At 62.5% G+C, this 24,476-nt stretch carries 24 protein-coding genes, 1 tRNA gene and 1 pseudogene; 16 read left to right on the top strand and 10 right to left on the bottom strand.

Annotated features, from left to right (window positions below):
* Nucleotides 1-257 precede the first annotated feature (257 nt).
* From ACROHD_RS05740 to ACROHD_RS05730, 3 genes are all read right to left on the bottom strand, one after another.
* A tRNA-Leu gene (locus ACROHD_RS05740) sits at nt 258-344 on the bottom strand.
* Between the two features lie 162 nt (nt 345-506).
* The gene (locus tag ACROHD_RS05735; RefSeq protein ID WP_432676398.1) at nt 507-1,097 is read right to left on the bottom strand and encodes a peptidoglycan-binding domain-containing protein; all 591 of its coding nucleotides are present in this window, start codon (nt 1,095-1,097) and stop codon (nt 507-509) included.
* Between the two features lie 153 nt (nt 1,098-1,250).
* Nucleotides 1,251-1,748, bottom strand: coding sequence for a DUF2306 domain-containing protein (locus ACROHD_RS05730; RefSeq protein WP_432676397.1), 498 nt, complete (start codon nt 1,746-1,748; stop codon nt 1,251-1,253).
* Between the two features lie 96 nt (nt 1,749-1,844).
* Here ACROHD_RS05730 and ACROHD_RS05725 point away from each other — a divergent pair, with 96 nt between their 5' ends.
* From ACROHD_RS05725 to ACROHD_RS05705, 5 genes are all read left to right on the top strand, one after another.
* A complete protein-coding gene (locus tag ACROHD_RS05725; RefSeq protein WP_432676396.1) occupies nt 1,845-2,630 on the top strand; it encodes a LytTR family DNA-binding domain-containing protein in 786 nt (261 codons plus the stop codon).
* A 3-nt stretch (nt 2,631-2,633) separates the two neighbouring features.
* A complete protein-coding gene (lipB, locus tag ACROHD_RS05720; protein ID WP_432676395.1) occupies nt 2,634-3,314 on the top strand; it encodes a lipoyl(octanoyl) transferase LipB in 681 nt (226 codons plus the stop codon).
* Between the two features lie 232 nt (nt 3,315-3,546).
* Nucleotides 3,547-3,777 (top strand): hypothetical protein, encoded by a 231-nt coding sequence (locus ACROHD_RS05715; protein WP_432676394.1) that lies wholly within the window; start codon nt 3,547-3,549, stop codon nt 3,775-3,777.
* Between the two features lie 215 nt (nt 3,778-3,992).
* Nucleotides 3,993-5,666 (top strand): cytochrome c oxidase subunit I, encoded by a 1,674-nt coding sequence (gene ctaD / locus ACROHD_RS05710; protein WP_432676393.1) that lies wholly within the window; start codon nt 3,993-3,995, stop codon nt 5,664-5,666.
* Nucleotides 5,667-5,670: 4 nt separating this feature from the next.
* Nucleotides 5,671-6,201 carry a DUF2244 domain-containing protein gene (locus tag ACROHD_RS05705; protein WP_432676392.1) on the top strand — a complete coding sequence of 177 codons (531 nt, stop codon included), beginning with the start codon at nt 5,671-5,673 and terminating at the stop codon, nt 6,199-6,201.
* 350 nt (nt 6,202-6,551) lie between these two features.
* Here the strand turns inward: ACROHD_RS05705 and ACROHD_RS05700 are convergent, their stop codons facing one another.
* Entirely contained in the window at nt 6,552-7,010 is a 459-nt protein-coding gene (locus ACROHD_RS05700; RefSeq protein WP_432676391.1) for a GatB/YqeY domain-containing protein, read from the bottom strand.
* Between the two features lie 152 nt (nt 7,011-7,162).
* Between ACROHD_RS05700 and carA the strand changes: the two genes are divergently transcribed.
* Together carA and ACROHD_RS05690 are read left to right on the top strand one after the other, a co-directional pair.
* On the top strand, nt 7,163-8,317 hold the full coding sequence (gene carA, locus ACROHD_RS05695; protein WP_432676390.1) for a glutamine-hydrolyzing carbamoyl-phosphate synthase small subunit: 1,155 nt from the start codon (nt 7,163-7,165) through the stop codon (nt 8,315-8,317).
* A 43-nt stretch (nt 8,318-8,360) separates the two neighbouring features.
* Nucleotides 8,361-10,361, top strand: coding sequence for a glycosyltransferase (locus tag ACROHD_RS05690; protein WP_432676389.1), 2,001 nt, complete (start codon nt 8,361-8,363; stop codon nt 10,359-10,361).
* Here ACROHD_RS05690 and ACROHD_RS05685 read toward each other — a convergent pair.
* On the bottom strand, nt 10,307-10,948 hold the full coding sequence (locus ACROHD_RS05685; RefSeq protein ID WP_432676388.1) for a GntR family transcriptional regulator: 642 nt from the start codon (nt 10,946-10,948) through the stop codon (nt 10,307-10,309). The two genes, ACROHD_RS05690 and ACROHD_RS05685, sit on opposite strands and share 55 nt — an antisense overlap.
* Before the next feature lie 87 nt (nt 10,949-11,035).
* Between ACROHD_RS05685 and ACROHD_RS05680 the strand changes: the two genes are divergently transcribed.
* The 3 genes from ACROHD_RS05680 (at nt 11,036) to ACROHD_RS05670 (ending at nt 13,365) form a co-directional block, all read left to right on the top strand.
* Nucleotides 11,036-11,683: a pyrimidine 5'-nucleotidase gene (locus tag ACROHD_RS05680; protein ID WP_432676387.1), complete on the top strand. Its 648-nt coding sequence runs from the start codon at nt 11,036-11,038 to the stop codon at nt 11,681-11,683.
* 167 nt (nt 11,684-11,850) lie between these two features.
* Entirely contained in the window at nt 11,851-12,075 is a 225-nt protein-coding gene (locus tag ACROHD_RS05675; protein WP_432676386.1) for a hypothetical protein, read from the top strand.
* A gap of 78 nt (nt 12,076-12,153) precedes the next feature.
* On the top strand, nt 12,154-13,365 hold the full coding sequence (locus tag ACROHD_RS05670) for a UbiH/UbiF family hydroxylase (protein WP_432676385.1): 1,212 nt from the start codon (nt 12,154-12,156) through the stop codon (nt 13,363-13,365).
* A gap of 135 nt (nt 13,366-13,500) precedes the next feature.
* Here ACROHD_RS05670 and ACROHD_RS05665 read toward each other — a convergent pair whose 3' ends face one another.
* The 3 genes from ACROHD_RS05665 to ACROHD_RS05655 all read right to left on the bottom strand — a co-directional run bounded on the left by ACROHD_RS05665 (nt 13,501) and on the right by ACROHD_RS05655 (nt 15,693).
* A complete protein-coding gene (locus ACROHD_RS05665; RefSeq protein ID WP_432676384.1) occupies nt 13,501-14,631 on the bottom strand; it encodes an aminotransferase class V-fold PLP-dependent enzyme in 1,131 nt (376 codons plus the stop codon).
* Nucleotides 14,632-14,776: 145 nt separating this feature from the next.
* The gene (locus ACROHD_RS05660; protein ID WP_432676383.1) at nt 14,777-15,241 is read right to left on the bottom strand and encodes an Lrp/AsnC family transcriptional regulator; all 465 of its coding nucleotides are present in this window, start codon (nt 15,239-15,241) and stop codon (nt 14,777-14,779) included.
* Nucleotides 15,238-15,693, bottom strand: coding sequence for an Lrp/AsnC family transcriptional regulator (locus tag ACROHD_RS05655; RefSeq protein ID WP_432676382.1), 456 nt, complete (start codon nt 15,691-15,693; stop codon nt 15,238-15,240). The genes ACROHD_RS05660 and ACROHD_RS05655 overlap by 4 nt, the downstream gene beginning before the upstream one ends.
* A 130-nt stretch (nt 15,694-15,823) precedes the next feature.
* Between ACROHD_RS05655 and ilvC the strand changes: the two genes are divergently transcribed.
* The gene (ilvC, locus tag ACROHD_RS05650; protein ID WP_432676381.1) at nt 15,824-16,846 is read left to right on the top strand and encodes a ketol-acid reductoisomerase; all 1,023 of its coding nucleotides are present in this window, start codon (nt 15,824-15,826) and stop codon (nt 16,844-16,846) included.
* 168 nt (nt 16,847-17,014) lie between these two features.
* A pseudogene (locus tag ACROHD_RS05645) lies at nt 17,015-17,581 on the top strand (DUF4760 domain-containing protein); the annotation flags it as partial.
* A 69-nt stretch (nt 17,582-17,650) separates the two neighbouring features.
* Here the strand turns inward: ACROHD_RS05645 and ACROHD_RS05640 are convergent.
* Nucleotides 17,651-18,241, bottom strand: coding sequence for a hypothetical protein (locus tag ACROHD_RS05640; protein ID WP_432676380.1), 591 nt, complete (start codon nt 18,239-18,241; stop codon nt 17,651-17,653).
* A gap of 114 nt (nt 18,242-18,355) precedes the next feature.
* Here ACROHD_RS05640 and ACROHD_RS05635 point away from each other — a divergent pair, with 114 nt between their 5' ends.
* Both ACROHD_RS05635 and ACROHD_RS05630 read left to right on the top strand, forming a co-directional pair.
* Nucleotides 18,356-18,919 (top strand): hemerythrin domain-containing protein, encoded by a 564-nt coding sequence (locus ACROHD_RS05635; RefSeq protein ID WP_432676379.1) that lies wholly within the window; start codon nt 18,356-18,358, stop codon nt 18,917-18,919.
* A 79-nt stretch (nt 18,920-18,998) separates the two neighbouring features.
* The gene (locus ACROHD_RS05630; protein ID WP_432676378.1) at nt 18,999-20,618 is read left to right on the top strand and encodes a 5-guanidino-2-oxopentanoate decarboxylase; all 1,620 of its coding nucleotides are present in this window, start codon (nt 18,999-19,001) and stop codon (nt 20,616-20,618) included.
* Here the strand turns inward: ACROHD_RS05630 and ACROHD_RS05625 are convergent.
* The gene (locus ACROHD_RS05625; RefSeq protein ID WP_432676377.1) at nt 20,603-21,547 is read right to left on the bottom strand and encodes a glutathione S-transferase family protein; all 945 of its coding nucleotides are present in this window, start codon (nt 21,545-21,547) and stop codon (nt 20,603-20,605) included. The two genes, ACROHD_RS05630 and ACROHD_RS05625, sit on opposite strands and share 16 nt — an antisense overlap.
* Before the next feature lie 186 nt (nt 21,548-21,733).
* On the opposite strand from ACROHD_RS05625, the gene ACROHD_RS05620 reads away from it, so the two are divergent.
* Together ACROHD_RS05620 and ACROHD_RS05615 are read left to right on the top strand one after the other, a co-directional pair.
* Nucleotides 21,734-22,195 carry a (2Fe-2S)-binding protein gene (locus ACROHD_RS05620; RefSeq protein WP_432676376.1) on the top strand — a complete coding sequence of 154 codons (462 nt, stop codon included), beginning with the start codon at nt 21,734-21,736 and terminating at the stop codon, nt 22,193-22,195.
* A gap of 3 nt (nt 22,196-22,198) precedes the next feature.
* Complete coding sequence (locus ACROHD_RS05615; protein ID WP_432676375.1) at nt 22,199-24,433, top strand: xanthine dehydrogenase family protein molybdopterin-binding subunit; 2,235 nt, start codon at nt 22,199-22,201, stop codon at nt 24,431-24,433.
* Nucleotides 24,434-24,476: the final 43 nt, after the last annotated feature.

The raw sequence follows: 24,476 nt of genomic DNA, 5'->3' as shown, positions 1-24,476 counted from the left end.
TCAACAGGCCGGATACATATGAGCGACTTCCGAGAACATGCTAGAAATCATTTGCGGACAGCAGCCGGTACATACATGTGGGCCGAAAGCGGTCACGACCGAACAAGTTACGCAAGAGATGTTCTAAGAATCCAGAGAGATTCGATCATGACTTGATACAAAAATCCAGGAAACCGAGTCTGGGGGATATTCTGGGGGACAAAATTTGAGAGCGCTAATCTAACTATCTGAAAAACTTTATAAATTTTCAGATCGATTGGTGCGGTCGAGAAGACTCGAACTTCCACGGGAGTTACCCCACAGCGACCTCAACGCTGCGCGTCTACCAATTCCGCCACGACCGCACGTGATCAGGTAGTGCGCGGCTGTTTAGCCGAGGGGTGCGGGGATGCGCAAGGGGGATTCGTCACCTCTTTTCACTTCCTTCGCAGGACAGCCGGCCGCCCCAAGCAAAAAGGCCGCCCGCGATGCGAACGGCCCTTTGTTTCGCGGGATTTGGTCCCTAATTACTTGTTCGAAGCAGCCGGTTGCGGCGCCGGGACGATGATCGTCTGAACCGGGGGCTGTGCCACCACCTGCGGGACGGGCTGTACCGGGGCGGGGGCAGGCACCACAACCACCTGCGGTTGCTGCGGGGCAAGCTGCGCATCGCGGTAGGCCATCAGCAGGGGCTGGCCGACAAGACCAGTCTGGGCCGATCCGCCATTAAGACCCCAGTAATACGCCTGCATCAGCTGATCATACTGGTAGGTGGCATATTCGCGGCCATTCACGGGAAAACCCATCACAAGCTGATAGCGCTCGATCGCCTGGCGGGTACCGTTGCCGATCTGGCCGTCTACGGCACCGGCATTGAAGCCGAAATAGTTCAGGGCGGTCTGGGTGTCGCGGCCCATCTGGCTGGCGGGAATACCGCCACCGCCGCTGGTGGTTCCGCGGTTGCCGCCGCCGTTGTTTCCATTGGCAATGGCAGCGCCGATCAGGCCGCCGACGATCAGGCCGCCGACGATATCGCCAGCGTCAGCGCGGGCTTCCTGGGCGGGAACAGCGGCAAGGGCGACGGCAAAGGTCGCAGCAGTCAGGGATTTAATAAGCATGGCATCCTCCAATTCGGTGTCTCGACTATTGGTCGTAACCTATCACGTTTCGGTTCAATCCAAAGTCCGAAAACCTGTTACTTTTTGGTTAAGCTTCCCGATAAAAGCGTAAAAACGCCGACGAGGAGGGCCGGTTTTCGCTGAACCCAGCCGTTAGATCGAGCGCCGATTCGCCCTCGGTTGTCCTATCATGCGCCACGCCAGCAGCACGGCCGCAACCGCGACAAGTGCCACGAAACCCTCTCGCGCATGGTCCCCGAAAACCATTTGGTTCAGCATCCTGCCCGGCAGGAACGCCAAAAGCCCCGCACCGCCAAGCCCGCCAATCGCCAGGCCCTGAAGATGGCTGCGATGCGCTTCGTACCGGCCCTTGATCGCGGCACGCAGGCCCATGATCAGTGCATAGAGCACATAGACAGAGATCAGATGGATCGGCCCAAACGGCCCCACCATCGCCAGCCCGTTGATGAAGAACGAACTAAGCGCTGCCACGGCCATGGCCGAGATCCAGACATAGCCCACCAATCGGTGGACACGGTCTTTGCGGCGGCGCCACAACGTCAGGGGAAGCAGCAAAATCGCAAGAAGGACACCGGCAACATGCAGTTGTACCGCAAGCGGTGCGTTGAAAAGAGGGGCCAGGGCTGTCATGTGAAGACCTCATTGCAAGAGAAAACCATAGTCCCCGCCTGCCATGGCATCTTCACAGGGCACGAGCCCCGATACGCGAACCGAATGAGGCCCTTCGTGAACGACAGCCCCCTGCAATCCGCGAAGCGTGAGTTGCATGCCCTTCTGGCGGATCGCCGGGTGCTGGTGGGGGTGGGCGCAGCGGGCATTATTGCGGGCATCGCCGGACCGTTCGGCACGGCAGAGCATTTGCGGCTGTTGCCTCGCATTCTTTATTGGTTGCTTCTGTGCTTTGGCACCTACCTGACTGGCGCCACCCTGATCGGCCCGATCAACCATGCCCTGACACGACGTGGCTTCCTTCGCGCACTGGCCGCGCTCATTGCAGCGACCGTTGCAGGGCTGGTCGTCGCTGCCGAGGTTGCCGTGTTGAACTGGGCGGTATTTGACCTGCCGCCGACAGAGCTGCGCTATCTCAGGGATCTTGCCCTGAACGGCATTGTCATTTCGGCCACGATCACCGTCGCGACGCTTATGCTCGACCAAACTTCCGCCGAAGCAGAGAACCAGACGCCAACGGCCATCTCAGTTCCGCTGCTGGACCGTCTGCCACTGGACAAGCGAGGACCGCTTATTTCGCTTTCGGTACAGGACCATTATGTTGAGGTCACGACCGTTGCTGGTCGGGAAATGCTGCTGATGCGCCTGTCCGATGCCATCCGCGAGACCACCCCTGTTGCCGGGCTACAGGTTCATCGGTCCCATTGGGTGGCGCTTGGCCAGGTGCGCGCGGCCCGGCGCGACGGGGCGCGTGCGGTCTTGACGATGTCGGACGGACGCGACATTCCCGTAAGCCGGTCAAACATCGCAGCCATCAGGGAGGCAGGGCTTCTGCCCGGATAGAACATGGTCGAATGGATCCGCTCGGACGAACCGGTGCCCTATCAGGACGCTGTGACCTGGATGGAGACCCGCGCCGCCGCCATTGCGCGCGGCGAGGCGGACGAGGCGATCTGGCTGTTGGAACATCCCGCCCTCTACACCGCCGGGACCTCGGCCAAACCCGCCGATCTGACCGATCCCGACCGCTTCCCGGTCTATGACACCAAGCGCGGCGGCCAATATACCTATCACGGGCCGGGCCAGCGGGTGGCCTATGTGCTACTGGATGTGGCGGCGCGTGGCCATGATGTGCGGGCCTTCGTGCAGCAAATGGAAGATTGGGTCATCTCAACCCTGGCCGAGTTCAACCTCAAGGGCGAAAAGCGCGACGGACGTGTCGGTGTCTGGGTCGCCCGCCCTGACAAGCCCTCCCTGCCCGATGGCACTCCGCGCGAAGACAAAATCGCCGCGCTTGGCGTGCGGCTGACGAAATGGGTGAGTTACCATGGGCTCTCGATCAACGTGGAACCGGATCTTACCCATTTTGACGGCATCGTGCCCTGCGGCATCACCGGCCACGGGGTGACGTCTCTGGTCGATCTGGGCCTGCCGGTGACGCTGGACGATGTGGATGTGGCACTGGAAAAGACCTTCGGGCAGATCTTCGGGACCGCCCCGGTGCCGCTAAGACCGAAAGCCCCCTGAAACGGATTGTTTCCGCCGTGGTTCGGGCATTGCCATTTTTTGGCCTAGTTTCCCCGTCAAATTCCGGGAAAGCTTCGTCACCTTGCCGCACCAGCGGTGAAGGTGGAAGCGCGTGGCACGCGCCAAATCGAACGAGAATCGCGGCCATACCAAACTGGACCGGTTGTATTGCGTGAACCGGCCCATAGTAGCGAGTGGGAAGGCCCATTCGGGCAGTTATGAGGATTGAGCCGTGACCCAAGGAACCAATCACGAGCGAAATGACAGGATTGAAGCGACCGTTATGATGGCGGCATTGGCGACGCTTGGTCTGCTTGTCGCGCTTGCGGTTTCGACCTCTGTCACAGCGATAGAAAGCCCTGAATTACAGGCGACTGCTCCCTTTGCCGGCTCTCAGGCTGCAAGTGATACCCCCGGAATCGTCACCCCTGACAGCCAGGTTCAGGGCAGCGAAATGCGTTGACGCCCCGACTGGTGGTCACAACGCCCGGTTGAGATACCTCCCATTTCCGCCGCCTGCCGCGCCAAAAAGGCGAAAGCTGAGGCATTTTTTCCCACCCTGACGCCGCCAAACACGTTGCGAACCCCCCACCTGCAAACTAGAACATCCGACAGGGAATAGGGCGCGTGGGACCGGACAGTCTTGGTCTGCGTGCTTCTTTGGAACAGGAGACGTCCATGGCTGATGCTGCCATTTCGGGACATGACCACGAAAAGCCAGGGTTCTTTACCCGCTGGTTCATGTCCACCAACCACAAGGATATCGGTATCCTTTATCTGTTCACCGCGGGCTTTGTCGGCCTTCTGTCGGTGATCTTTACTGTCTACATGCGCATGGAACTGATGCATCCCGGCGTTCAGTTCATGTGTGACGAAGGTGCCCGCTTCCTGGCGGGTTTCGCTGGTGAAGAATGTACCCCGAACGGTCACCTGTGGAACGTGATGATCACCTATCACGGCGTCCTGATGATGTTCTTTGTGGTTATCCCCGCGCTCTTTGGCGGCTTCGGCAACTACTTCATGCCGCTGATGATCGGCGCGCCCGACATGGCGTTCCCGCGCCTGAACAACCTCAGCTACTGGATGTATGTGGCCGGTGTGTCGCTCGGCGTCGCCTCGATGCTGGCCCCCGGGGGCAACGGTCAGGCGGGCTCTGGTGTTGGCTGGGTGCTATACGCGCCGCTATCCACGCTCGAAGGCGGCATCTCGATGGACTTCGCGATCTTTGCGATCCACGTCTCCGGTGCCTCGTCGATCCTGGGTGCGATCAACATCATCACCACCTTCCTGAACATGCGTGCACCGGGCATGACCCTGCACAAGACGCCCCTGTTCCCCTGGTCGATCTTCGTGACCGCATGGCTTATCCTGCTGTCGCTGCCGGTTCTGGCTGGCGCCATCACCATGCTGCTGACCGACCGTAATTTCGGCACCGGCTTCTTCAACCCGGCCGAGGGCGGTGACCCGATCCTGTACCAGCACCTGCTTTGGTTCTTCGGCCACCCGGAAGTGTACATGATCATCGTCCCGGGCTTCGGTATTGTCAGCCACGTCATCGCGACCTTCTCCAAGAAGCCGGTCTTTGGCTATCTTCCGATGGTCTATGCGATGGTCGCAATCGGCGCGCTTGGCTTCGTTGTGTGGGCACACCACATGTACACGGTCGGCATGACGCTGAACCAGCAAGCCTATTTCATGGTCGCCACGATGGTCATCGCGGTGCCGACGGGCGTGAAGATCTTTAGCTGGATCGCAACCATGTGGCAGGGCTCGATCGAGTTCAAGACGCCCATGCTGTTCGCCATCGGCTTCATCTTTATCTTCACCGTTGGTGGCGTCACTGGCATCGTGCTGTCGCAGGCCGGTCTCGACCGCGCCTATCACGACACCTACTACGTGGTCGCCCACTTCCACTACGTGATGTCGCTTGGTGCCGTGTTCTGCATCTTCGCCGGTGTCTACTACTGGATCGGCAAGATGTCGGGCCGTCAGTACCCTGAATTCTGGGGCAAGCTGCACTTCTGGCTGTTCTTCATTGGTGCCAACATCACCTTCTTCCCGCAGCACTTCCTGGGCGTCCAGGGTATGCCGCGCCGCTACATCGACTATCCCGAGGCCTTTGCCTACTGGAACTACATCTCGTCGATCGGTGCGTTCATCTCCTTCGCCTCGTTCCTGATGTTCATCGGCATCGTGTTCTACACGCTGTTCGCAGGCCGTCGCGTGACCGAGGACAGCTACTGGGGCGAATACGCGGATACGTTGGAATGGACCCTTCCCAGCCCGCCGCCGGAGCACACGTTCGAAGAGCTCCCGACCCAGGACATGTGGGACAAGCAACCGCACCACTGATCTGATGCCGGTTGACATCACCCGATACGCAGAAGGGGCTCCGGATCATTCCGGGGCCCTTTTCGATGGCGGCAATGGCCGCCCCCGGCTGCGCCTTGTCGCGCGGCCGCACAAATCGCTGACACCACGCGGCTTCGTCTGGTTCGTCGGCGTGACCGCAGCTTTGCTGGCACTGCCTCTGCTGGCGGCATTCGGATCGCCGGTTCTGTGGGGCCTTCTGCCGTTCGTTGCGGGTGCAGTTTGGGCGATCTGGTGGGGGTTGACGCGGTCCTGGCGCGATATGGACCTTCACGAAGAACTGCTTCTGTGGGACGACCACGTGCGCCTGACCCACACCGCCCCGCGCAAATCCGATCAGGTGTGGGACGCGAACCCCTATTGGGTGCAGGTCCGCCTGATCCCGCAGGGGGGCCGGGTGCCCGATTACGTGACCCTGAAAGGCGAGGGACGAGAGGTTGAGATCGGCGCGTTTCTGGCCGCTGAGGAACGGGTAGAGCTGTATCACCTGCTGCTGAAGGAACTGCGGCCCGCCTAGACGGGCGCCTCCGTTAACCCGGCCTTCATACCGATCTGCGAGGATGAACGCAGGTTAACCGATTCCCAAGCGTGGCCCGGTCTGCCCGCTGCCGCCCCAGATAGCCCCTGACAAGGGCTCAGGTGGACACCAGCGGGTAAGGACGCGTCCCAAAATCGCCAAATGCCCCGCGCCGGAACGCGGCGCCGCATTCCACTTGCCTGTCCGAAGGCAACCCGACCCAAAGGGGTCGCACCCTCCCAAAGAGCATCATTGCCCCTGCCCGGCCCTGCCGGTTCCGCAGCAAATTAAGCATGAAAAAAGCGGCCCTCCTACCCAGTAAGGCCGCCCCAATCACGCCGCGATGGCAATTACCCCAGCATGTCCCGCACCTTGGGGCCGACACTGCCGAAGTCCATCTGGCCGGTGTATTTGCCCTTCAGCGCCCCCATGACCTTGCCCATGTCGCGGATGCTTTCGGCCCCGGTGGACGAGATCGCGTCTGCGATCGCCTTGGCCACTTCGTCTTCAGACAACTGGCGCGGCAGGAATTCCTCAAGGATAACGATCTCCTCGCGTTCCTTCTCGGCCAGTTCCAGCCGCCCGCCCTCTTCATAGGCGCGTGCGCTTTCCTGGCGCTGCTTGACCATCTTTCCGATAATCGCCAGCACGTCCGGTTCGCCCACGCCGTCGGTTTCCCCCTTGCCGCGAGCAGCGATGTCCTGATCCTTGATTGCCGCATTGATCAGCCGCAATGTCGACAGTCGCGGCGCGTTCTTTTCGCGCATCGCGGCCTTCATCTCGGTCGTGATCCGTTCCCTCAGTGCCATGGTTCCATCCCCAGCTGAATGCAGATTCCCTGCGCAACAGCCCCCGACAATAGGCGAATGCACCCGCAGCAACAAGGCCGTCGCATCCGCTTGACCCCGGGGGGCCTTGCCCTTAGGTTGCCGCGAATTTCGCGCCAGTACCGGAGTCGCCCATGACAACCCGCCCCACCGCCTGCCTCGTTCTCGCTGATGGGACCGTGTTCTATGGCCGAGGCTTCGGCGCCGCCGGCCAGACGGTCGCCGAACTGTGTTTCAACACCGCCATGACCGGTTATCAGGAAATCATGACTGACCCCTCCTATGCGGGCCAGATCGTGACCTTTACCTTCCCTCATATCGGCAATACCGGCGTCAATACCGAGGACGACGAAACCGCCGAACCCGTCGCCGCCGGGATGGTGGTGAAATGGGATCCGACCGGGCCGTCGAACTGGCGCGCGGAGCAGGAGCTGACCAGCTGGCTGGCCGCCAAGGGCCGGATTTGCATCGGCGGTGTGGACACCCGCCGCCTGACCCGCGCCATTCGTCAGCAGGGCGCACCGCATGTTGCACTGGCCCATGACCCGGACGGCAATTTCGACCTGGAAGCGCTTGTCGCCGCAGCCCGTGGTTTCGCCGGGCTGGAGGGGCTGGACCTTGCCAAGGACGTGACCTGCGCACAAAGCTATCGGTGGGATGAAAAACGGTGGGCCTGGCCCGAGGGCTATACCAAGCGGACTGAACCCGGTTTCAAGGTCGTGGCAATCGACTATGGTGCCAAGCGCAACATTCTGCGCTGCCTGGCCTCGGCCGGTTGCGACGTGACCGTCCTGCCCGCGACCGCCACGGCGGAAGAGGTTCTGGCCCATCAGCCTGACGGCGTGTTCCTGTCGAACGGCCCCGGCGACCCGGCGGCGACCGGCGTCTATGCGGTTCCGATGATCAAGGATGTCCTCAAGGCAGACCTGCCGGTTTTCGGCATCTGCCTTGGCCACCAGATGCTGGCACTGGCGCTCGGTGCCAAGACCATCAAGATGAACCACGGCCATCACGGTGCGAACCACCCTGTGAAGGATCTGGAAACCGGCAAGGTGGAAATCACCTCGATGAACCACGGCTTTACCGTCGACAGCCAGACCCTGCCCGCAGGTGTCAAGGAAACCCATGTGTCGCTGTTTGACGGCTCAAACTGCGGCATCCGCGTGGCTGACAAACCGGTCTTCTCGGTGCAGTACCACCCCGAGGCAAGCCCCGGCCCTCAGGACAGCTACTACCTGTTCGAACGTTTCGCCGCCGCCATGCAGGCGCGCAAGGCCGAGACGGTTTAACCAAATATTAGGAAATTGATCCCCTAATGATCCCCGGCTCCTCATGGCCGGGGATTTTTGGTTGGAACGGATGGATCAAAGGGCAGGCCACTTGCGGTCGACTGCCAGCGCAGCCTACCTGCGCGCCGTACCCGATGATCGGACCGACCGGACCCGGCCGCGATTGGCGGAACTGCTGCTGGATCAGGGCACGATCACCGAAGAACAGATGCGCGCAGCCCTTGTCAGCCAGCGCCACCGAGATTTGCCGATCGGTGAGATCCTCGTCACCCAGGCCGCGATCACCGAACATCAGCTGCTAGAGGCCCTTGCCGCGCAGAACGGCACCCAGCTATTGGCGGAAGATCATCCACCCCCCGACCCGGCCCTTGCCGATCTGCTTCCCGCCGGGCTTGCCATTCGCCTGAACGCGGTGCCGTTGCGCCGCGCCGGCTCGGCCCTTGTGGTGATGACCAACCGGCCGGACCGGGCCGAGGAGATCCGCGCAGCGCTGCCCCTGCATCATGGCCCGATCCTGCTTGCCCTGGCCAGTCGCGCGCGAATGCAGGCGGCCCTGACCAGCATCTATGGCCGCGAACTTGCCCGCATCGCCGAGGCCCGAACCCCCGGCCCCTATAGCTGCCGTGATTGGGACGCGTCCCGCGCGTTTCGGCGGTGGATGGCCATATTGCTGGCCGTTGCCGGTGCGCTGCTGCTGGCACCGGGGGCGGTTGTGGCGGGGCTTTGCGCGCTTGGCGTCTTGGTTGCCGCCGTGAATGCCGCGCTTAAATGGCTGGCGCTTCATAGCATTGACCAGCCGCCGTCCAAACCACAGGACCCTGCCACAGCGCCGCCCTTACATCCGTTCATGCCGCTTCCTGTCGTGACGATCCTGCTGCCGCTGTTCAATGAGCCCGACATTGCAGGGCACCTTATCCGCCGGGTCAGTCGGCTGGACTATCCGCGCGAATTGCTCGACGTGATCCTGCTGATCGAAGAGGAGGATGAGACCACTCGAAGTGCCCTCGCCCGCGCCGAGCTGCCGTTCTGGATGCGCGCTGTCATCGTGCCGCCGGGTCAGCCGCGCACCAAACCGAGGGCGATGAACTATGGGCTGAATTTCGCGCGCGGATCGATCGTTGGCGTCTATGACGCCGAGGACGCGCCGGAACCCGACCAAATTCGCAAGGTCGCGCAACGGTTCCTCGAAGTGCCCTCCAATGTCGCCTGCCTTCAGGGACAGCTCGACTACTACAACCCGCATCACAACTGGCTTAGCCGTTGTTTCACGCTGGAATATGCCACTTGGTTCCGCCTTCTTCTGCCCGGCGTCTCAAAGCTTGGCCTTTTCGTGCCGCTTGGTGGGACAACGCTGTTTTTTCGCCGGTCACTGCTGGAAGAGATGGGTGCATGGGACGCCCATAACGTAACCGAGGATGCAGATCTTGGCCTCCGGCTGGCCCGGCGCGGATACCGGACAGAGATCATCGACACCACCACCTATGAAGAGGCCAACGCCGCCGTGCTGCCCTGGGTCAAGCAACGGTCCCGCTGGCTCAAGGGTTACGCGATGACCTGGGCCACCCATATGCGTGATCCGGTGCAACTGTGGAGAGAGCTTGGCACAAGGCGGTTCATCGCGCTTCAGGCACAGCTTCTGGGAACGGTTCTGGGTTTCTCGCTGGCCCCGGTCCTGTGGACATTGGTGGTCAAGGTTGCGGGCCTTCCGCACCCGATGGACGCCTATCTGACGGTGCAGGGATATCTGGGCCTCGCCGTCTTCTTCATCGCTTGCCAGGTTCTGACCTTCTACGCCGCATGGCGTGCCGCCGCCCTGCCCCGCCACCGCAGATTGCGGCTGTGGATTCCGCTACTGGATGTCTATTTCCTGCTGGCCTCGGTCGCCACGCTACTGGGGTTGGCGGAATTGCTGGTCAAACCGTTCCACTGGCGCAAGACCGCCCATGGCCGTTTTTCACAGGATGGGCAGGCAACCGAACTGATGCAGGGTCAGACCTTGCGCGCCTCTTCCTTCAGCCGCACTTCGAACGCGGTCGACAAGTGATCCTTCAACATCCGCGCGGCCCGTTCGCCATCCCGCTCGGCAATCGCCGCCACGATCGCGGCATGTTCCTCCAGCGCCACCGGGCTGCGCCCCTCGGCGGCAAGCGAGGTTGTCGCCATCAGCGCCATGGACCGGTGGACAAGGTCAAGCTGCTGCACGAGGTACTTGTTGTGAGAGGCAAGATGGATCTGCTTGTGAAACCGCCGGTTGGCGCGCGACAGGGCCGAGGGATCGTCCAGCAACGCCTGATCGGCGGCCACCATTTCCTGCAACACCTTGATCTCTTCCGCCGCAGCGTGTTGCGCAGCCAGACGCGCTGCCAGTCCCTCCAGCTCGGCCCGTACAATGTAGAGCTGCGCCATCTGGTCATGATCGAGCGATGCGACGATGAGGCTACGCCCGTCACGGCTAAGCAGCCCTTGGGTTTCCAGCCGCTGCAATGCCTCGCGAATGGGCGTGCGGCTGACGCCGAACCGCTCTGCCAGCTCTGATTCCACCAAGCGTGAACCGGGACGATACGTTCCCTCGTCGATGGCTTTCAGAATCAGGTCATAGGCGTCTTTTTGCGGCGCTTTCGCACTGGCCATTGGTTTTCCCCCCGGTTTCTGGCAAGGCTAGGACCGCCCCGGCACAAGCGCAAGTCTTTCGGGGCGCGGCAAAAAAGGACGCAGCCCATGCCACGCGCGCATTTCGAGCATGTCACATCCTGGGTCTTCGACCTCGACCATACGCTGTACCCGCCTGACATGGCGCTGTTTGACCAGATCAACGTCAAGATGACGGCCTATGTGATGGATGCGCTTGGCGTTGATCGCGACGAAGCCGACCGCCTGCGCTACAAATACTGGCGCGATCACGGCACGACGCTGGCGGGTCTGATGGATATCCACGGCGTCGATCCCGGCCCCTATCTGCACGAGGTGCACCAGATCGATTTTTCGGTACTGGAGCCGGACCCCGACCTTGCCGCCCGCATCCGCGCGTTGCCGGGGCGACGGATCATCTACACCAACGGCACGGCGCCCTATGCCGAACAGGTGATCGAAGCCCGCGGCCTCTCGGGCCTGTTCGATGCGATCTATGGCGTGGAACATGCCGGGCTGCGCCCCAAGCCGGAACGTCGGGCGTTTGAAACAGTCTTCGCCCGCGACGGGCTAGACCCGACCCGCGCGGCAATGTTCGAAGACGATATTCGCAATCTCGCAGCACCCCACGACATGGGGCTGCGCACTGTCCATGTCGCGCCCGAACCAGAGCCCGCCGACCACATCCATCATCACACCGACAACCTCACCGATTTCCTGTCGCGTCTGGCAGATTGAACCCGGCCACCCGTTCCTCCTTCAAATCCAACTGGTGAGGAGGCGTCAGGCGACGGCGGCAAAGCCCCGGCGAAATCACCAGCGGCAGCCCGTCGCACTGCGTCATTCGGCCCGTTCCCGACCCCGGTTCAGCACCTATCTGAAAACGTGCGAACAGGAGACAACCCATGGCTTTCATTCCACATTCCAGCCCTGCGAGGGGCATTCACCCGCTGTTGCGATCCCTTCTGCGGGCTTTGGACAGTTCCACCGTGATGCTTTGGGCCATCGCGCTTCTGGCCCTTGCATGGATCGCCGGCACACTCATTTTCGGATATGCCGGATTGATCATTGGCGCTCTGACATCGGTTGTCTTCGGCTTCTACCTGCTGATCCGCATCACGCTTGGGTGACGCGCCCTTCTGCCGCTTGGACCTCGCGCGGATTCAGGCGTATTTGACAGGCAATGCCCCCGCGAAGGAGACCCGCCCATGACCGAGATGATCGAAACCGATGTGCTGGTCTCGGGCGGCGGGGTTGCGGGGCTGACGGCAGCGGCGGCCTTCGGGGCCGCGGGATTTACCGTGATCTGCGTCGACCCCGCCCCACCGGTGACCGAGATGCAGGCGGAAGGATCAGACCTGCGCAGCACGGCCTTTCTGCAACCGTCACGAGATTTCCTGATCCGTGCCGGCCTCTGGGACCGGCTCGAACCGTTTGCCAGCGCGCTTCAGATCATGCGGATCGTCGATGCTGGCGGTGAGGAACCCGAAGCCCGCAGCAGCCATGATTTCAACGCCTCCGACATCTCGGACCTCCCCTTTGGCTGGAACCTTCCAAACTGGCTGTTGCGCCGAGAGATGGTGGCGCATCTGGCGCAGATGCCCAATGTCGATTTCCGCCCCGGCACAGGCACCGCCGGGCTTCTGACACGCGAACGCGAGGCGTTGGTCAGCCTGTCCGACGGCACCCGTGTCCGCGCCCGGCTTGTCATCGCTGCCGATGGCAGAAACTCACCCGTGCGCGACGCCGTGGGCATTCCCGTCAAGACAACGCGCTACGGGCAAAAGGCGCTGGCCTTCGCAGTCACCCACGAGGTGCCTCATGGCAATGTCTCGACCGAAATACACCGCTCGGGCGGGCCTTTCACCCTGGTGCCGCTGCCCGATCATCGAGGCAGCCCCTGTTCTGCCGTGGTCTGGATGGAACGCGGCCCGGAAGTGGCCCGGCTCGCTTCGCTGCCGGTGCCCGCTTTTGAAGACGAGATGACCGCCCGGTCTGCCGGGCTGTTGGGGCCCCTCTCACTGATCACCCGGCGCACGGTTTGGCCGATCATCAGCCAGGTGGCCGACCGGATGGAGGCCGAACGGGTGGCCCTTGTGGCGGAAGCGGCCCATGTTGTGCCCCCGATCGGCGCGCAGGGTCTGAATATGAGCCTGGGCGACATGCGCGCCCTGCTGGACCTTGCTGAAGCGGCCCCCGGTGACATCGGCTCACGCAAGATGCTCACGTCCTACCACAAGTCCCGCCACGGCGAAGTGCGCGCCCGTGTGGCTGGGATCGATGCCCTGAACCGGGCGTCGATGGTGTCACTCCAAGGCTTGCGCGACATGCGAATGCGGGCGCTGCGGGCGTTTTATTCGGTGAAGCCGGTGCGGACCACGCTGATGCGCGCAGGGTTGGGAACCGGGCGTGCCGGATAGACCGGTTTCGCCGCGCTTCGCGCAACGACCCGCGCGACCCGTTATGGGTCACGCATCAGGTTTCCTGCAAAAAGAGGCGTGGGGCTCTGCCCCGCCCGCTGACGCCGACACCGTTGCCAGGATGAAAGCCGGGGATCACCCCATGGCCTTGGTCATTGCTTCCTCCAGGCGGGCCAACGTCGCATCCACGTCATAGAGCTTGTCGAGCCCGAAAAGCCCAAGGCGGAAGGTAGAGAACCCCTGCGGCTCATCCACCTGCAAGGGCACACCTGCCGCGATCTGCACACCTTCGGCGCTGAACTTCGATCCGTTCTGGATACCGGGATCGTCCGTATAGCTTACCACCACGCCCGGCGCGCCAAACCCCTCTGCCGCGACCGACCGGATACCGCGTTCCGCCAGCAGGGCGCGAACCTTGTTGCCCAGTTCCCACTGAGCCGCGCGCAGCTTTTCGCTGCCATAATCAAGCGTCTCGGCCATGGTATCCCGAAATGCCTTCAGACCGTCCGTCGGCATGGTTGCGTGATAGGCATGGCCACCGGCCTCATATGCGGCCATGATCGACCGCCATTTCTTCAGATCGGCTGCAAAACTGCTGCTTTGTGTCTCTTCCATCCGGGCCACAGCGCGATCGGACAGCATCACCAGCCCGGCGCAAGGGGTTGACGACCACCCCTTCTGCGGGGCCGAGATCAGCACATCCACCCCGGTTGCCTTCATATCGACCCAGGCACAACCGGACGCGATACAGTCAAGGACCATAAGCGCCCCCACCTCATGCGCCGCAGCGGCCAGCGCGGTCACGTAGTCATCGGGCAGAATGATGCCAGAGGAGGTTTCAACATGCGGGGCAAACACAACGGCGGGCTTCTCGGCATGAATGCGCGCCACAACCTCATCAATCGGGGCGGGCGCAAAAGGCGCTGTGGCCTCGTTGCCGGTCTGGCGCGCCTTCATCACCACCGTCTCAGCCGCAATCTGCCCCGCATCGATGATCTGCGACCAACGGAACGAGAACCAGCCATTGCGCACCACCAACACCTTTTGGCCGGTTGCGAACTGGCGTGCGACGGCCTCCATGCCGAAGGTGCCGCCACCGGGGACCAGCGCTGTCGCATCAGCGTTGTAGACCTGCTTCAACCCGGCATCGATGTCCCGCATCACCCCGCAAAACTGCTTAGACATGTGGTTCAGTGACCGATCGGTGAAGACCACCGAAAACTCCAGCAGCCCGTCGGGATCGACGGTATTCAGCAAAGCGGTCATGGCAGCCTCCCTTTCGCGGCATATCTTTCTTCTTGGTCCAAATACTCACGATCCGCCGGAAAACGCCAGCGCAGGTTTTTCAACAAAGGCGCCCCACGGGATGGCGGGTGGGGCGATGGCACGTCCCGACAGGGCGGGCCGAGCGTCACCCCGCCATCAAAGGCCCCGGACGGCGCTCCTCGCTCAGCAGCACGTTGGCCTCGACATTGCCCACGCCCGGCAAGGTCATGATCCGGCGGCGCAGCACCCGCTCGAAGTCGGGGATATCACGCGCCACAACCCGCAGCCGGTAATCATAAAGACCCAGTACATGGCTGACCTGTTGCACCTCGGGGATCGCCCCCACGGCACGTTCGAAATCCTCAAGGCTCACCCGCCCCTTGGTGGCCAGCTTGACCCCCAGAAACACGGTCACCCCGAACCCAAGCCGCGCGGGGTCAAGATCCAGCGCCTGCCCGGCGATCACCCCCGCCTCGCGCAGCCGCCGCAGCCGCCGCCAGACCGCAGGCTGGCTCAGCCCCAATCGTCGCGCCAACGCGGCGGAACTCAGCCCCGCATCCTCCTGCACCGCGCGCAGCAGCGCAAAATCCGTTGCGTCCCAATCGCTCATATCGGCAAGGTCCGTTGATCCTTGATCGTCGCCACCTGCATCAGCGCCTCGATATCGGTGATATGGGGCAATGCCAGAATGCGGTCTCGATAAACCTGTTGGTAATGGGCCATGTCGCGGGCCAGCACCAGAAGGCGCAGATCGACCCGACCCAGAAAGGTCTGAATTTCCACCACCTCCGGGATTTCGCGCGCCGCCTCCATGATCTCATCGAAGGCACGGCTCTGGGTCTTGTCGAGCGTGATCCGCAAAGAGACCTCCACCGTAAACCCAAGCGCCCGCCAGTCGATCACCGTCCGCGTCGCCCGCAAGACGCCGTCTTCGCGCATCCGGTCGAGCCGTTTATAGCAGGTCGCGGCCGCAACCCGCGCTGCTTCCGCAAGTTCCGCCACTGGCATCTCGGGGTCGGTCTGCAACAGGCGTAGAAGGCGCCGATCCGTGTCATCAAGCATATAATATCTACTGTTTCGATATTTTGAGAATGATTTTCTATCATATGTAGGATTTTCTTCCAATACACGTCTCGAACTTGCGGAAGCAGGGCGCTAGACAAGCGCCAGTCAATCTTTCGGAGGAACAGACATGCGCGTTTACTATGACCGCGATTGCGACATCAACCTGATCAAGGACATGAAAGTGGCCATCCTGGGCTATGGCTCTCAGGGTCATGCCCACGCGCTGAACCTGCGCGATTCCGGCGCCAAGAATGTCGTCGTCGCCCTGCGCGAAGGCTCGCCCTCTGCCGCCAAGGCCGAAGGTGAAGGCCTTCAGGTCATGGGCATCGCCGAAGCGGCGGCCTGGTGCGACCTGATCATGTTCACCATGCCCGATGAGCTTCAGGCAGAGACCTACAAGAAATACGTGCATGACAACCTGCGCGAAGGCGCGGCGATTGCCTTCGCCCACGGCCTGAACGTGCATTTCGGCCTGATCGAGCCCAAGCCCGGCGTCGACGTGATCATGATGGCCCCCAAGGGCCCCGGCCATACCGTGCGCGGCGAATACACCAAGGGCGGCGGCGTGCCCTGCCTCGTGGCCGTGAACAACGACGCCTCGGGCCGCGCGCTGGAAATCGGTCTGTCCTACTGCTCCGCCATCGGTGGCGGCCGCTCAGGCATCATCGAGACCAACTTCCGCGAAGAATGCGAAACCGACCTGTTCGGTGAGCAGGCGGTTCTGTGTGGTGGCCTGGTTGAGCTGATCCGCATGGGCTTTGAGACGCTGGTGGAAGCGGGCTACGCGCCGGAAATGGCCTATTTCGAGTGCCTCCATGAAGTGAAGCTGATCGTGGACCTGATCTACGAAGGCGGCATCGCCAACATGAACTACTCGATCTCGAACACCGCTGAGTATGGCGAATACGTCTCCGGCCCGCGCATCCTGCCCTACGAGCAGACCAAGAAGGCGATGAAAGAGGTTCTGACCGACATCCAGACCGGCAAGTTCGTGCGCGACTTCATGCTGGAAAACGCCGTTGGCCAGCCGTCCTTCAAGGCAACCCGCCGCATCAACGACGAACACCAGATCGAAGCCACCGGTGAGAAACTGCGCGGCATGATGCCGTGGATCTCCGCCGGCAAGATGGTCGACAAGGCCAAGAACTGATCCTTCGTTGATTAACCCGCTGTTAAGGGTCATATTGCATCCTAGGTTCATCGCTTGAAGCGGAGGCTTAGTATGCTGAAAGAAGGCGCCGGAAACGGATAAAGAATAAAGCGAAAGGCCGGACTTGTTTCCGGCCTTTTTGTATGGAGTAACCAGTTGCGCACAAAAGTGCATTTTCTCACGCTCATCGTAGCGCCAGGCCTTTGCCTTGTCTTCGTTCTCCTGCTTGTCGTGCAGTTGATAACACCCACCGTGCTCACCGGTATCGATACCAGAGTAACGGCCTCTATTGCGGCACTGCTGTTCGCTGTCTTCTCCTTCTTCTACCGGTCTGTGGAAAATGAAACGCAGTCCCGCAAGCAGCATACCATCAACATTCTGTTCACCACTCGCATGTCGCCAGAGTTTCGGCAGCAATTGGAACAACGCAAGCACTGCTTTGCCGAGGGAACGGACATAGATCCCGACACCTACACAGCCTATCTGGACGCCACACGCACAGTGGACATCTCGGATGATGAGGCCAATCGCCGCCGCAGAAGCGCAGAGGCGGTTCGTTCGCTTCTAAATTACTATGAGTTCATCGCCCTCGGTATCGAGAGCGCCGATCTGGACGAAGCTATGCTTCGCGGAATGATCCGGGGCAATGTTTGCCGCTTGGTTCGCGATGCCCGTTTGGTAATCCGGCGCTATCAGAGCGTGGAACCAAGGACATTCGAACATCTTACATCGTTGTACAGGGCCTGGAAGGACGCCGCCGATCCAGACATTTTAGCCGGGATTACGGAGATATCTTCGCAGGGCTCATCCCCCGTGCATCATCCGTTCGTGCACCGCCTGCATTCCGCGCGCGGCCATGTCGCTGACTTCGGCGGCGTGGGTTTGCAGCGCGGCAACCAGTTCGGGGTCGTCCGAGGTCTGGGTGACAACGATGCCCATTTCCGTCACCTCGATTTCATTCACCAACCCATCGTAGCGGGCAAAGAAGATGTCGAGCGTCGGGCTCTGGATGAATATCTGCGGGTCGTCGCCCGCCTCTACCCGGCCGATCATCTGGGTGACGTGGCGGATCAACGCGTCCATCACGTATGGGTCGGTCGCGCCGGTCAGGGTACGGATGCCGTTCGGCAGGTTCTCAACCTCTCGATAGAGCGTGTCGAAGTGGTGGAACATGACCATCAGATCGGCGCTTTCTTCGGGCGTGGCGTTCAGGCCCCGCAACCCCGGCATCGTCACCTCATCATGGCCGGTGCCGTCTGCCCCGTGGTGCCTCAGACCCTGCCCGGCACCATGCCCGTGACTGCCCCCATGCATCTGGGCAGAAGCCACGTTGGTCAGCGCGGCAAGCGCCAGCGAAATAGTGGCGAGCCTTCCAGCGGCTGTAATGATTGTCATTGTCAATTCCTCCTGTCCAGACCCTACACGGAATTGCCGACTCTGCAATCGGGCCCCCTGCCTGTGCGCAGGCGCGGATTGTCACGGTTGCGTGAGACCCCCATCTGACGTGGCATGACCCACCACATCACGACTCGGGACGGCCTTCCGCCTGAAATGCGGAGCCTCCTGCGGGACCTGCCACGCGATGGCTGGCAGGCGCATCCCGCTTTCGCCCGCTCCATCCAGAACTGGATGGGCGCCCATCAAATGTTTCGCCAGCTTGGCGAGATCGTGCAAGAAGACAGCGAGCGCTTTCTCGACAAGGGGATGGAAACCGACAGTTACGCCGGGCGGCTGGCGCATTTCGGCAACCTGCTGGTGCGCAACCTGCATGGCCATCACACCTGGGAAGACCGAGAGTATTTCCCGGAACTGCAGGCCGCGGACCCTCGCTTTGCGGAGGGGCTGGAGATGCTGGAGGGCGACCATGTGGAACTGGACGCGCTGCTGGATCGCTTCACGCGGGGTGCCAATCGGGTGGTGCAACTGGCCACGCTGGACCCTACCCAAATGGCGGCAGAAGCGGGTCCGGTGCGCGACTTGGCCGAGCAATTGAACGGCTTTCTCAACCGGCACCTGACGGATGAGGAGGATCTGGTGGTTCCGATCCTGTTGCATCACCGGTTGAGGGCCTGACAACAGGGTCCGGGCGCGACCTGCTTGCGCCCGGACCAAAGCTCTGGAACTGTCCGCGGGACAAAACAAGGAGCACCCCATGACCGACCTGACAGGACTGACCGCAGGCATGTACCTGACGAAGCTTCTGGCCCTTTACGGGGTGGATACGGTCTTTGGCATCCCTGGCGTGCACACTGTAGAGCTGTATCGCGGCCTGCCCGGGTCCGGCATCCGCCACGTTACCCCCCGCCACGAACAGGGCGCGGGCTTCATGGCCGATGGCTATGCGCGGGTCAGCGGCAAGCCCGGTGTGTGCTTCATCATCTCGGGCCCCGGCATGACCAATATCGCCACCGCCATGGGGCAGGCTTTTGGCGACTCCATTCCAATGCTGGTGATTTCTGCGGTCAATTCCCATGGCCGCATGGGATCGGGCGAGGGCTGGCTGCACGAATTGCCGAACCAGCAGGCGTTGGTGTCCGGCGTGTCGGCCTTTTCGCGCACCATCCACACGGTCGAGGAACTGGCCCCGGCGCTGGCGCAGGCCTTTGCCGTGTTCGAAGGCGGCAGACCGCGCCCCGTGCATCTTGAGATACCCATCAACATTATGACCGCGCCCGCCGATCACATGCCGCTGCCAAATGCGCCCATGCGGATCGCGCGGGCAGCGCCGGACGCCACGGCCCTGAGGGACGCAGCCGATCTGCTGAACACCGCCGAGGCGCCGGTGATTCTGGCGGGTGGCGGAGCGAAAGAGGCGGTTGCCCTGCGCGCGCTTGCAGAGGCGCTGGACGCGCCCGTTGTGATGACAGCGAATGCCCGGGGCCTGTTGCCGCCCGACCATCCGCTTGGCGTGTCGCTAACCGCCTCGCAACCTGAAACACGGGCTTTGGTGGCCAATGCCGATGTGATCCTTGCGCTTGGCACCGAGATGGGGCGTACCGACTACGATATGTATGAGGATGGCGGCTTCCGGATCGAAGGGCGGATGATCCGGATCGATGTTGACCCGGTGCAGATGGCCCGCAGCGCAGCCCCCGAGATCGGGATTGTGGCTGATGCCGCTGCCACAGCGACCGCATTGCTGGGGCTGGCCAAGCCGGATCAGCGAAAGGACGGGGCCGCGCGCGCCATGGCGGCCAGTGCCGGGCGGCTGGTGCTGGATAAGGCGATGCGGGGCGATCTGGCGATGCTGGACATGATCCGAGACACGCTGCCGGGTGTGGTCATCATGGGTGACAGTTCCCAGGCGGTCTATGCGGGCAACCTGGCCTTTGCCAGCGCCAAGCCGGGGCACTACCACAGCTCCACCACCGGGTTCGGAACGCTTGGCTATGGCCTGCCCGCCGGGATCGGGGCGCGGCTGGCCTCTGGCGGACCGGTCGTGGTGCTGTCAGGCGATGGCGGCTTTCAGTTCTCATCCCCCGAAATGGCCAGCGCGGTCGAGGCCGAGGCCCCGGTGATCGTGATGCTTTACGACAATTCCGGCTATGGCGAGATCAAGAGCTACATGATCGCCAAGCAGATCGGCACCGTGGGCGTGGACCTCTATACGCCAGACCTGAAGGCGCAGGCTGAGGCCAGCGGATGGGCCGTGACGCATGTGGCGGACCCTGCGGAACTACCCGAGGCGCTGACCACCGCCGCCGCCGAAAGCCGCCCGACGATGATCTACTACACCGACACGCTGCGTGAAGCGTTTCAGGCGGTGCTTTGACCCCGCCCGTGAGGCGCGGACCAGTTGATGACCGGCCCTGCTGGCACGATGCCAAGCGGGTTGCGCAGCTCTGACGGCGAGAAATATCCGGCCTTGTAGATGTCGAAACGGACGGTCGCTGCCACACCCGGCATGGCGTAGATTTCGCGCGCATAGGCCCAGAGATTGGGGTAATCCATCAGCCGCCTTATGTTGCATTTGAAGGCATAGTGATAGGCTACGTCGAAGCGGGCCAGCGTCGGGAACAGGCGAATATCGGCCTCGGTGAAACTCTCGCCCATCAGGTAGCGGTTCGCTGCCAAATGCGCCTCGATCTCGTCGAGCAAGGCGAAGACCTGCGCCACAGCCTCATCATAGGCGGCTTGGGTTTTGGCGAAGCCAGCGCGGTAAACCCCGTTGTTCAGATCGCGATAGATACGGGCATTCCAGTCGTCTATGCCGTTTCGCAGGGCGGCGGGCGCGAAATCTGGGCCGGGGAAGGCATCGTTCAGCATCCGCACGATATCGGCGCTTTCGTTCGACACCGGCTGACGCGTTACGCGGTCCCATAACAGCGGCACGGTGATACGACCGGTGAAGGGCTGCGGCGTGCGGGCATAGACCTGATGCAGGGCGTTAATGCCAAGCTCTGGGTCCGCGTAGTCGCCTTCCCTATCAAAAACCCAGCCCTCCGGCGTCCGGCGCGGCCGGGCATAGGCGACCGTGATCTGATCTTGCAGACTCTTCAGCGCCCGGATCAGCAGAGAACGATGCGCCCAAGGGCAGTTCCACGCGGCATAGAGGTGGTAGCGCCCCGGATCGGGGGTGAAGGGGCCATCGGGGGTTATCCAGTGCCGGATCGTCGCCTTTTGACGCTGGAACTTGCCATCGGCACTCGTGTCCGGGCCGGGGTCTTCGGCATGGTAGATCCCGTCAATCATCAGGCCCATGGATGTTCTCCTTCTTTGATCCCAACCTAGCTGCCCCCCCGGCGCGATCAAGCGCCACCCCCGAACAGGCGTTGTGCAACCGGGTGACGGCACGGAAGGGCAGAGAAATGGCACGATCTGCAAGTGACATGCGGCGGGGGCGTTCCTACCTCTACCCTATGCGCCCACGGGCAGATGAGGATGATCATGCAGTTCACACTAAACGGTGTCCGCCAAGAGGTGGATGTAGAAGGCGATATGCCCTTGTTGTGGGTGCTGAGGGATGAGCTGGGGATCACCAGCGTCAAATACGGCTGCGGCATCGCTCAATGCGGGGCCTGTACGGTGCATGTGGATGGCATCGCGATGCGGTCCTGCCAGCTTCCCGCAGACAGTCTGGAAGGGGCAGAGATCACCACGCTTGAGGGCCTGGCACCGGGGGCGGCGCTGCACGCGGTGCAAGAGGCTTGGATCGCCCATCAGGTGGCGCAATGCGGTTATTGCCAGTCGGGTCAGATGATGCAGGCCGCCGATTTGCTGGCCGTGACGCCCGCACCAACGGACGAGGATATCGACGCCGTCATGGGCGGCAACCTGTGCCGCTGTGGCACCTACCCGCGCATCCGCGCCGCCATTCACGACGCCGCCGCACGTCTGAGCGAAGGATAAGCCATGTCGCGTGCCGGAAAAATCGCCCGCCGCAGTTTCCTCATTGGCTCTGCCGTGCTGGCTGGTGGGGTGGCCTTCGGGCTCTATACCGTGCGCCGCCCGCATGAAAACCCGCTGGAGGCGGGGCTGGAACCCGGCGAGGTCACTTTCAACCCGTGGGTTGTGGTGGGGCCCGAGCGGATCACCCTGATCACCCCGCATGTCGATTTGGGGCAAGGCGTCGCCCACATGCAGGCGATGCTGCTTGCCGAAGAAATGCGGCTGGAGCCGGGGCAGTTCGATATCAGCTTCGGCGATCCTTCACCCGCCTATTGGAACACCGCCATGGGCGAGGAAGCCGCGCCGTTCCTGTCCAGCGACCAAAGCTTTTCCGCCCGCACGGCGCGCACGGTGATGGGGGCGGCGCTGAAGGTGTTGGGGATGCAGGTGACAGGTGGGTCATCCTCCACCCCTGACAGTTTTGACAAGCTCCGGCAGGCGGGCGCGATGGCGCGCGAAACCCTGCGCCGGGCGGGTGAGGTCCGAACCTCGATCCCACTCGATCAGCTGCATTGCGAGGCGGGGGCGGTGGTGCTGGTGGATGGCACCCGCATTCCCTACACCGAGCTTTCCGCGCAGGCCGCATTGCTCGACCCCGTGCAGGACGCCCCCCTGACCCCGCGCAGCGACTGGCGGCTAATCGGGCAGGACACCGAGCGGCTGGATATCCTCGCCAAGTCCACCGGGCAACAGGTCTACGGGATAGACCTAACTGTTGATGGCATGGTCCATGCCGCCGTGAGGGTGAATCCGCGCCGGGGCGTGCTGAACAGCTTTGACGCCAGTACCGCGCAAGCAATGCGCGGGGTTGCCCGTGTTCTGGAGGTGACGAATGGCGTGGCCGTGGTGGCCGACAACACCTGGCGCGCCTTTCAGGCGGTAAACGCGATTGACTGTGATTGGGGGCCGTCCCCCTATCCCGCCGATCAAGCCGTCCATTGGACCGAAGTGGCCGCCAGCTTCACCCAAGACCGGCTGGACCGGGAATGGCGCCATGACGGAGATGTGGACGCTGCGCTGACGGGCGACGTGATCGAGGCCGAATACCGCGCGCCTTACGTGGCGCATCAACCGCTGGAACCGCTGAACGCCATTGTCCAGGTGACGGAGACGGGCGTCGAGGTCTGGACCGCTCACCAGATGCCGCGCTTTCTGCAACAGCAGGTTGCCGCCGTAACGGGCCATGACGCCGATCAGGTGACTTTCCACAACCAGTTCGCGGGCGGCAGTTTCGGGCACCGGCTCGAATTCGAGCATGTGAAGCTCGCGACCGAGATCGCCTTGCAGATGCCCGGTGTACCGGTCAAGCTGACCTACCAGCGGGAAGAGGATTTCGCCCAGGATTTCCCCCGACAGATCGGTATGGCGCGGGCGCGCGGGTCCGTGGCAAACGGGGTGGTCGCGGCTGCCGATATCCAGATTGCGGCCGTTTCGCCCACACGCAGTCAGATGGGCCGGCTTGGGCAGAACGTGCCCGGCCCCGACAGCCAGATCCCGGCGGGTGTCTGGAATGCGCCCTATGCGATCCCGTCCTACAGGGTGCGCGCCTATGCGGTGCCGGAACTTGCGCCAACCTCGTCCTGGCGGTCCGTGGGCGCGTCATCAGGCGGGTTCTTCGGGGAGAGCTTTCTGGATGAGCTGATCTACGCGGCGGGGGCCGATCCGCTGGCCGAACGCTTGCGGTTGGCCAATGACCCGCGTGCGGTGGCAGTGCTGGAAGCCGTGGGTGAAATGTCTGGCTGGGGCCGCTCATTGGCCGCGAACCGGGGGCTTGGCATCGCCATGGTTGAAAGCTTCGGCGTGCCAACGGCAGAAGTCATAGAGGTCGAGGCCACCCCCCAAGGCATCCGCATCCACGACGTCTGGATCGCGGCAGAGGTGGGCACGGTGGTCGATCCCATTGGCTTTGAAAACCAGGTGCAGGGTGGCGTGATCTGGGGCCTTGGCCATGCGATCAATTGCGAGATCACCTACGCGGACGGCATCGCCGAACAGTCGAACTACGACTGGCACGAGGGAATGCGCATCTGGCAGGCCCCGCGCATCGCCGTGCGCGGCGTAGAGCTTGGCGGCACCGTGCGCGGCATCGGCGAGCCCCCTGTGCCCCCCGCCGCGCCCGCGCTGGCAAACGCCATCTTCGCCGCCACCGGCCAGCGCCTGCGGGAGATGCCGTTCAACAAGTTCGTGGATTTCGTCTGATCCCATCTTGCGTTAGCCAAGACCACACTTCGTCCTGAAGCGA

The sequence above is a fragment of the Nioella aestuarii genome (genome assembly GCF_050896395.1).
Taxonomy (GTDB): Bacteria; Pseudomonadota; Alphaproteobacteria; order Rhodobacterales; family Rhodobacteraceae; genus Nioella; species Nioella aestuarii.
This window is presented reverse-complemented; position numbering and strand designations above follow the sequence as displayed.

Excerpts from the sequence above, each read along its gene's own strand:
- ACROHD_RS05735 (WP_432676398.1), bottom strand. The coding sequence starts at position 1,097 with ATGCTTATTAAATCCCTGACTGCTGCGACCTTTGCCGTCGCCCTTGCC.
- ACROHD_RS05730 (WP_432676397.1), bottom strand. The coding sequence starts at position 1,748 with ATGACAGCCCTGGCCCCTCTTTTCAACGCACCGCTTGCGGTACAACTG.
- lipB (WP_432676395.1), top strand. The coding sequence starts at position 2,634 with ATGGTCGAATGGATCCGCTCGGACGAACCGGTGCCCTATCAGGACGCT.
- ctaD (WP_432676393.1), top strand. The coding sequence starts at position 3,993 with ATGGCTGATGCTGCCATTTCGGGACATGACCACGAAAAGCCAGGGTTC.
- ACROHD_RS05705 (WP_432676392.1), top strand. The coding sequence starts at position 5,671 with ATGCCGGTTGACATCACCCGATACGCAGAAGGGGCTCCGGATCATTCC.
- ACROHD_RS05700 (WP_432676391.1), bottom strand. The coding sequence starts at position 7,010 with ATGGCACTGAGGGAACGGATCACGACCGAGATGAAGGCCGCGATGCGC.
- carA (WP_432676390.1), top strand. The coding sequence starts at position 7,163 with ATGACAACCCGCCCCACCGCCTGCCTCGTTCTCGCTGATGGGACCGTG.
- ACROHD_RS05690 (WP_432676389.1), top strand. The coding sequence starts at position 8,361 with ATGGCCGGGGATTTTTGGTTGGAACGGATGGATCAAAGGGCAGGCCAC.
- ACROHD_RS05685 (WP_432676388.1), bottom strand. The coding sequence starts at position 10,948 with ATGGCCAGTGCGAAAGCGCCGCAAAAAGACGCCTATGACCTGATTCTG.
- ACROHD_RS05680 (WP_432676387.1), top strand. The coding sequence starts at position 11,036 with ATGCCACGCGCGCATTTCGAGCATGTCACATCCTGGGTCTTCGACCTC.
- ACROHD_RS05675 (WP_432676386.1), top strand. The coding sequence starts at position 11,851 with ATGGCTTTCATTCCACATTCCAGCCCTGCGAGGGGCATTCACCCGCTG.
- ACROHD_RS05670 (WP_432676385.1), top strand. The coding sequence starts at position 12,154 with ATGACCGAGATGATCGAAACCGATGTGCTGGTCTCGGGCGGCGGGGTT.
- ACROHD_RS05665 (WP_432676384.1), bottom strand. The coding sequence starts at position 14,631 with ATGACCGCTTTGCTGAATACCGTCGATCCCGACGGGCTGCTGGAGTTT.
- ACROHD_RS05660 (WP_432676383.1), bottom strand. The coding sequence starts at position 15,241 with ATGAGCGATTGGGACGCAACGGATTTTGCGCTGCTGCGCGCGGTGCAG.
- ACROHD_RS05655 (WP_432676382.1), bottom strand. The coding sequence starts at position 15,693 with ATGCTTGATGACACGGATCGGCGCCTTCTACGCCTGTTGCAGACCGAC.
- ilvC (WP_432676381.1), top strand. The coding sequence starts at position 15,824 with ATGCGCGTTTACTATGACCGCGATTGCGACATCAACCTGATCAAGGAC.
- ACROHD_RS05640 (WP_432676380.1), bottom strand. The coding sequence starts at position 18,241 with ATGACAATCATTACAGCCGCTGGAAGGCTCGCCACTATTTCGCTGGCG.
- ACROHD_RS05635 (WP_432676379.1), top strand. The coding sequence starts at position 18,356 with ATGACCCACCACATCACGACTCGGGACGGCCTTCCGCCTGAAATGCGG.
- ACROHD_RS05630 (WP_432676378.1), top strand. The coding sequence starts at position 18,999 with ATGACCGACCTGACAGGACTGACCGCAGGCATGTACCTGACGAAGCTT.
- ACROHD_RS05625 (WP_432676377.1), bottom strand. The coding sequence starts at position 21,547 with ATGGGCCTGATGATTGACGGGATCTACCATGCCGAAGACCCCGGCCCG.
- ACROHD_RS05620 (WP_432676376.1), top strand. The coding sequence starts at position 21,734 with ATGCAGTTCACACTAAACGGTGTCCGCCAAGAGGTGGATGTAGAAGGC.
- ACROHD_RS05615 (WP_432676375.1), top strand. The coding sequence starts at position 22,199 with ATGTCGCGTGCCGGAAAAATCGCCCGCCGCAGTTTCCTCATTGGCTCT.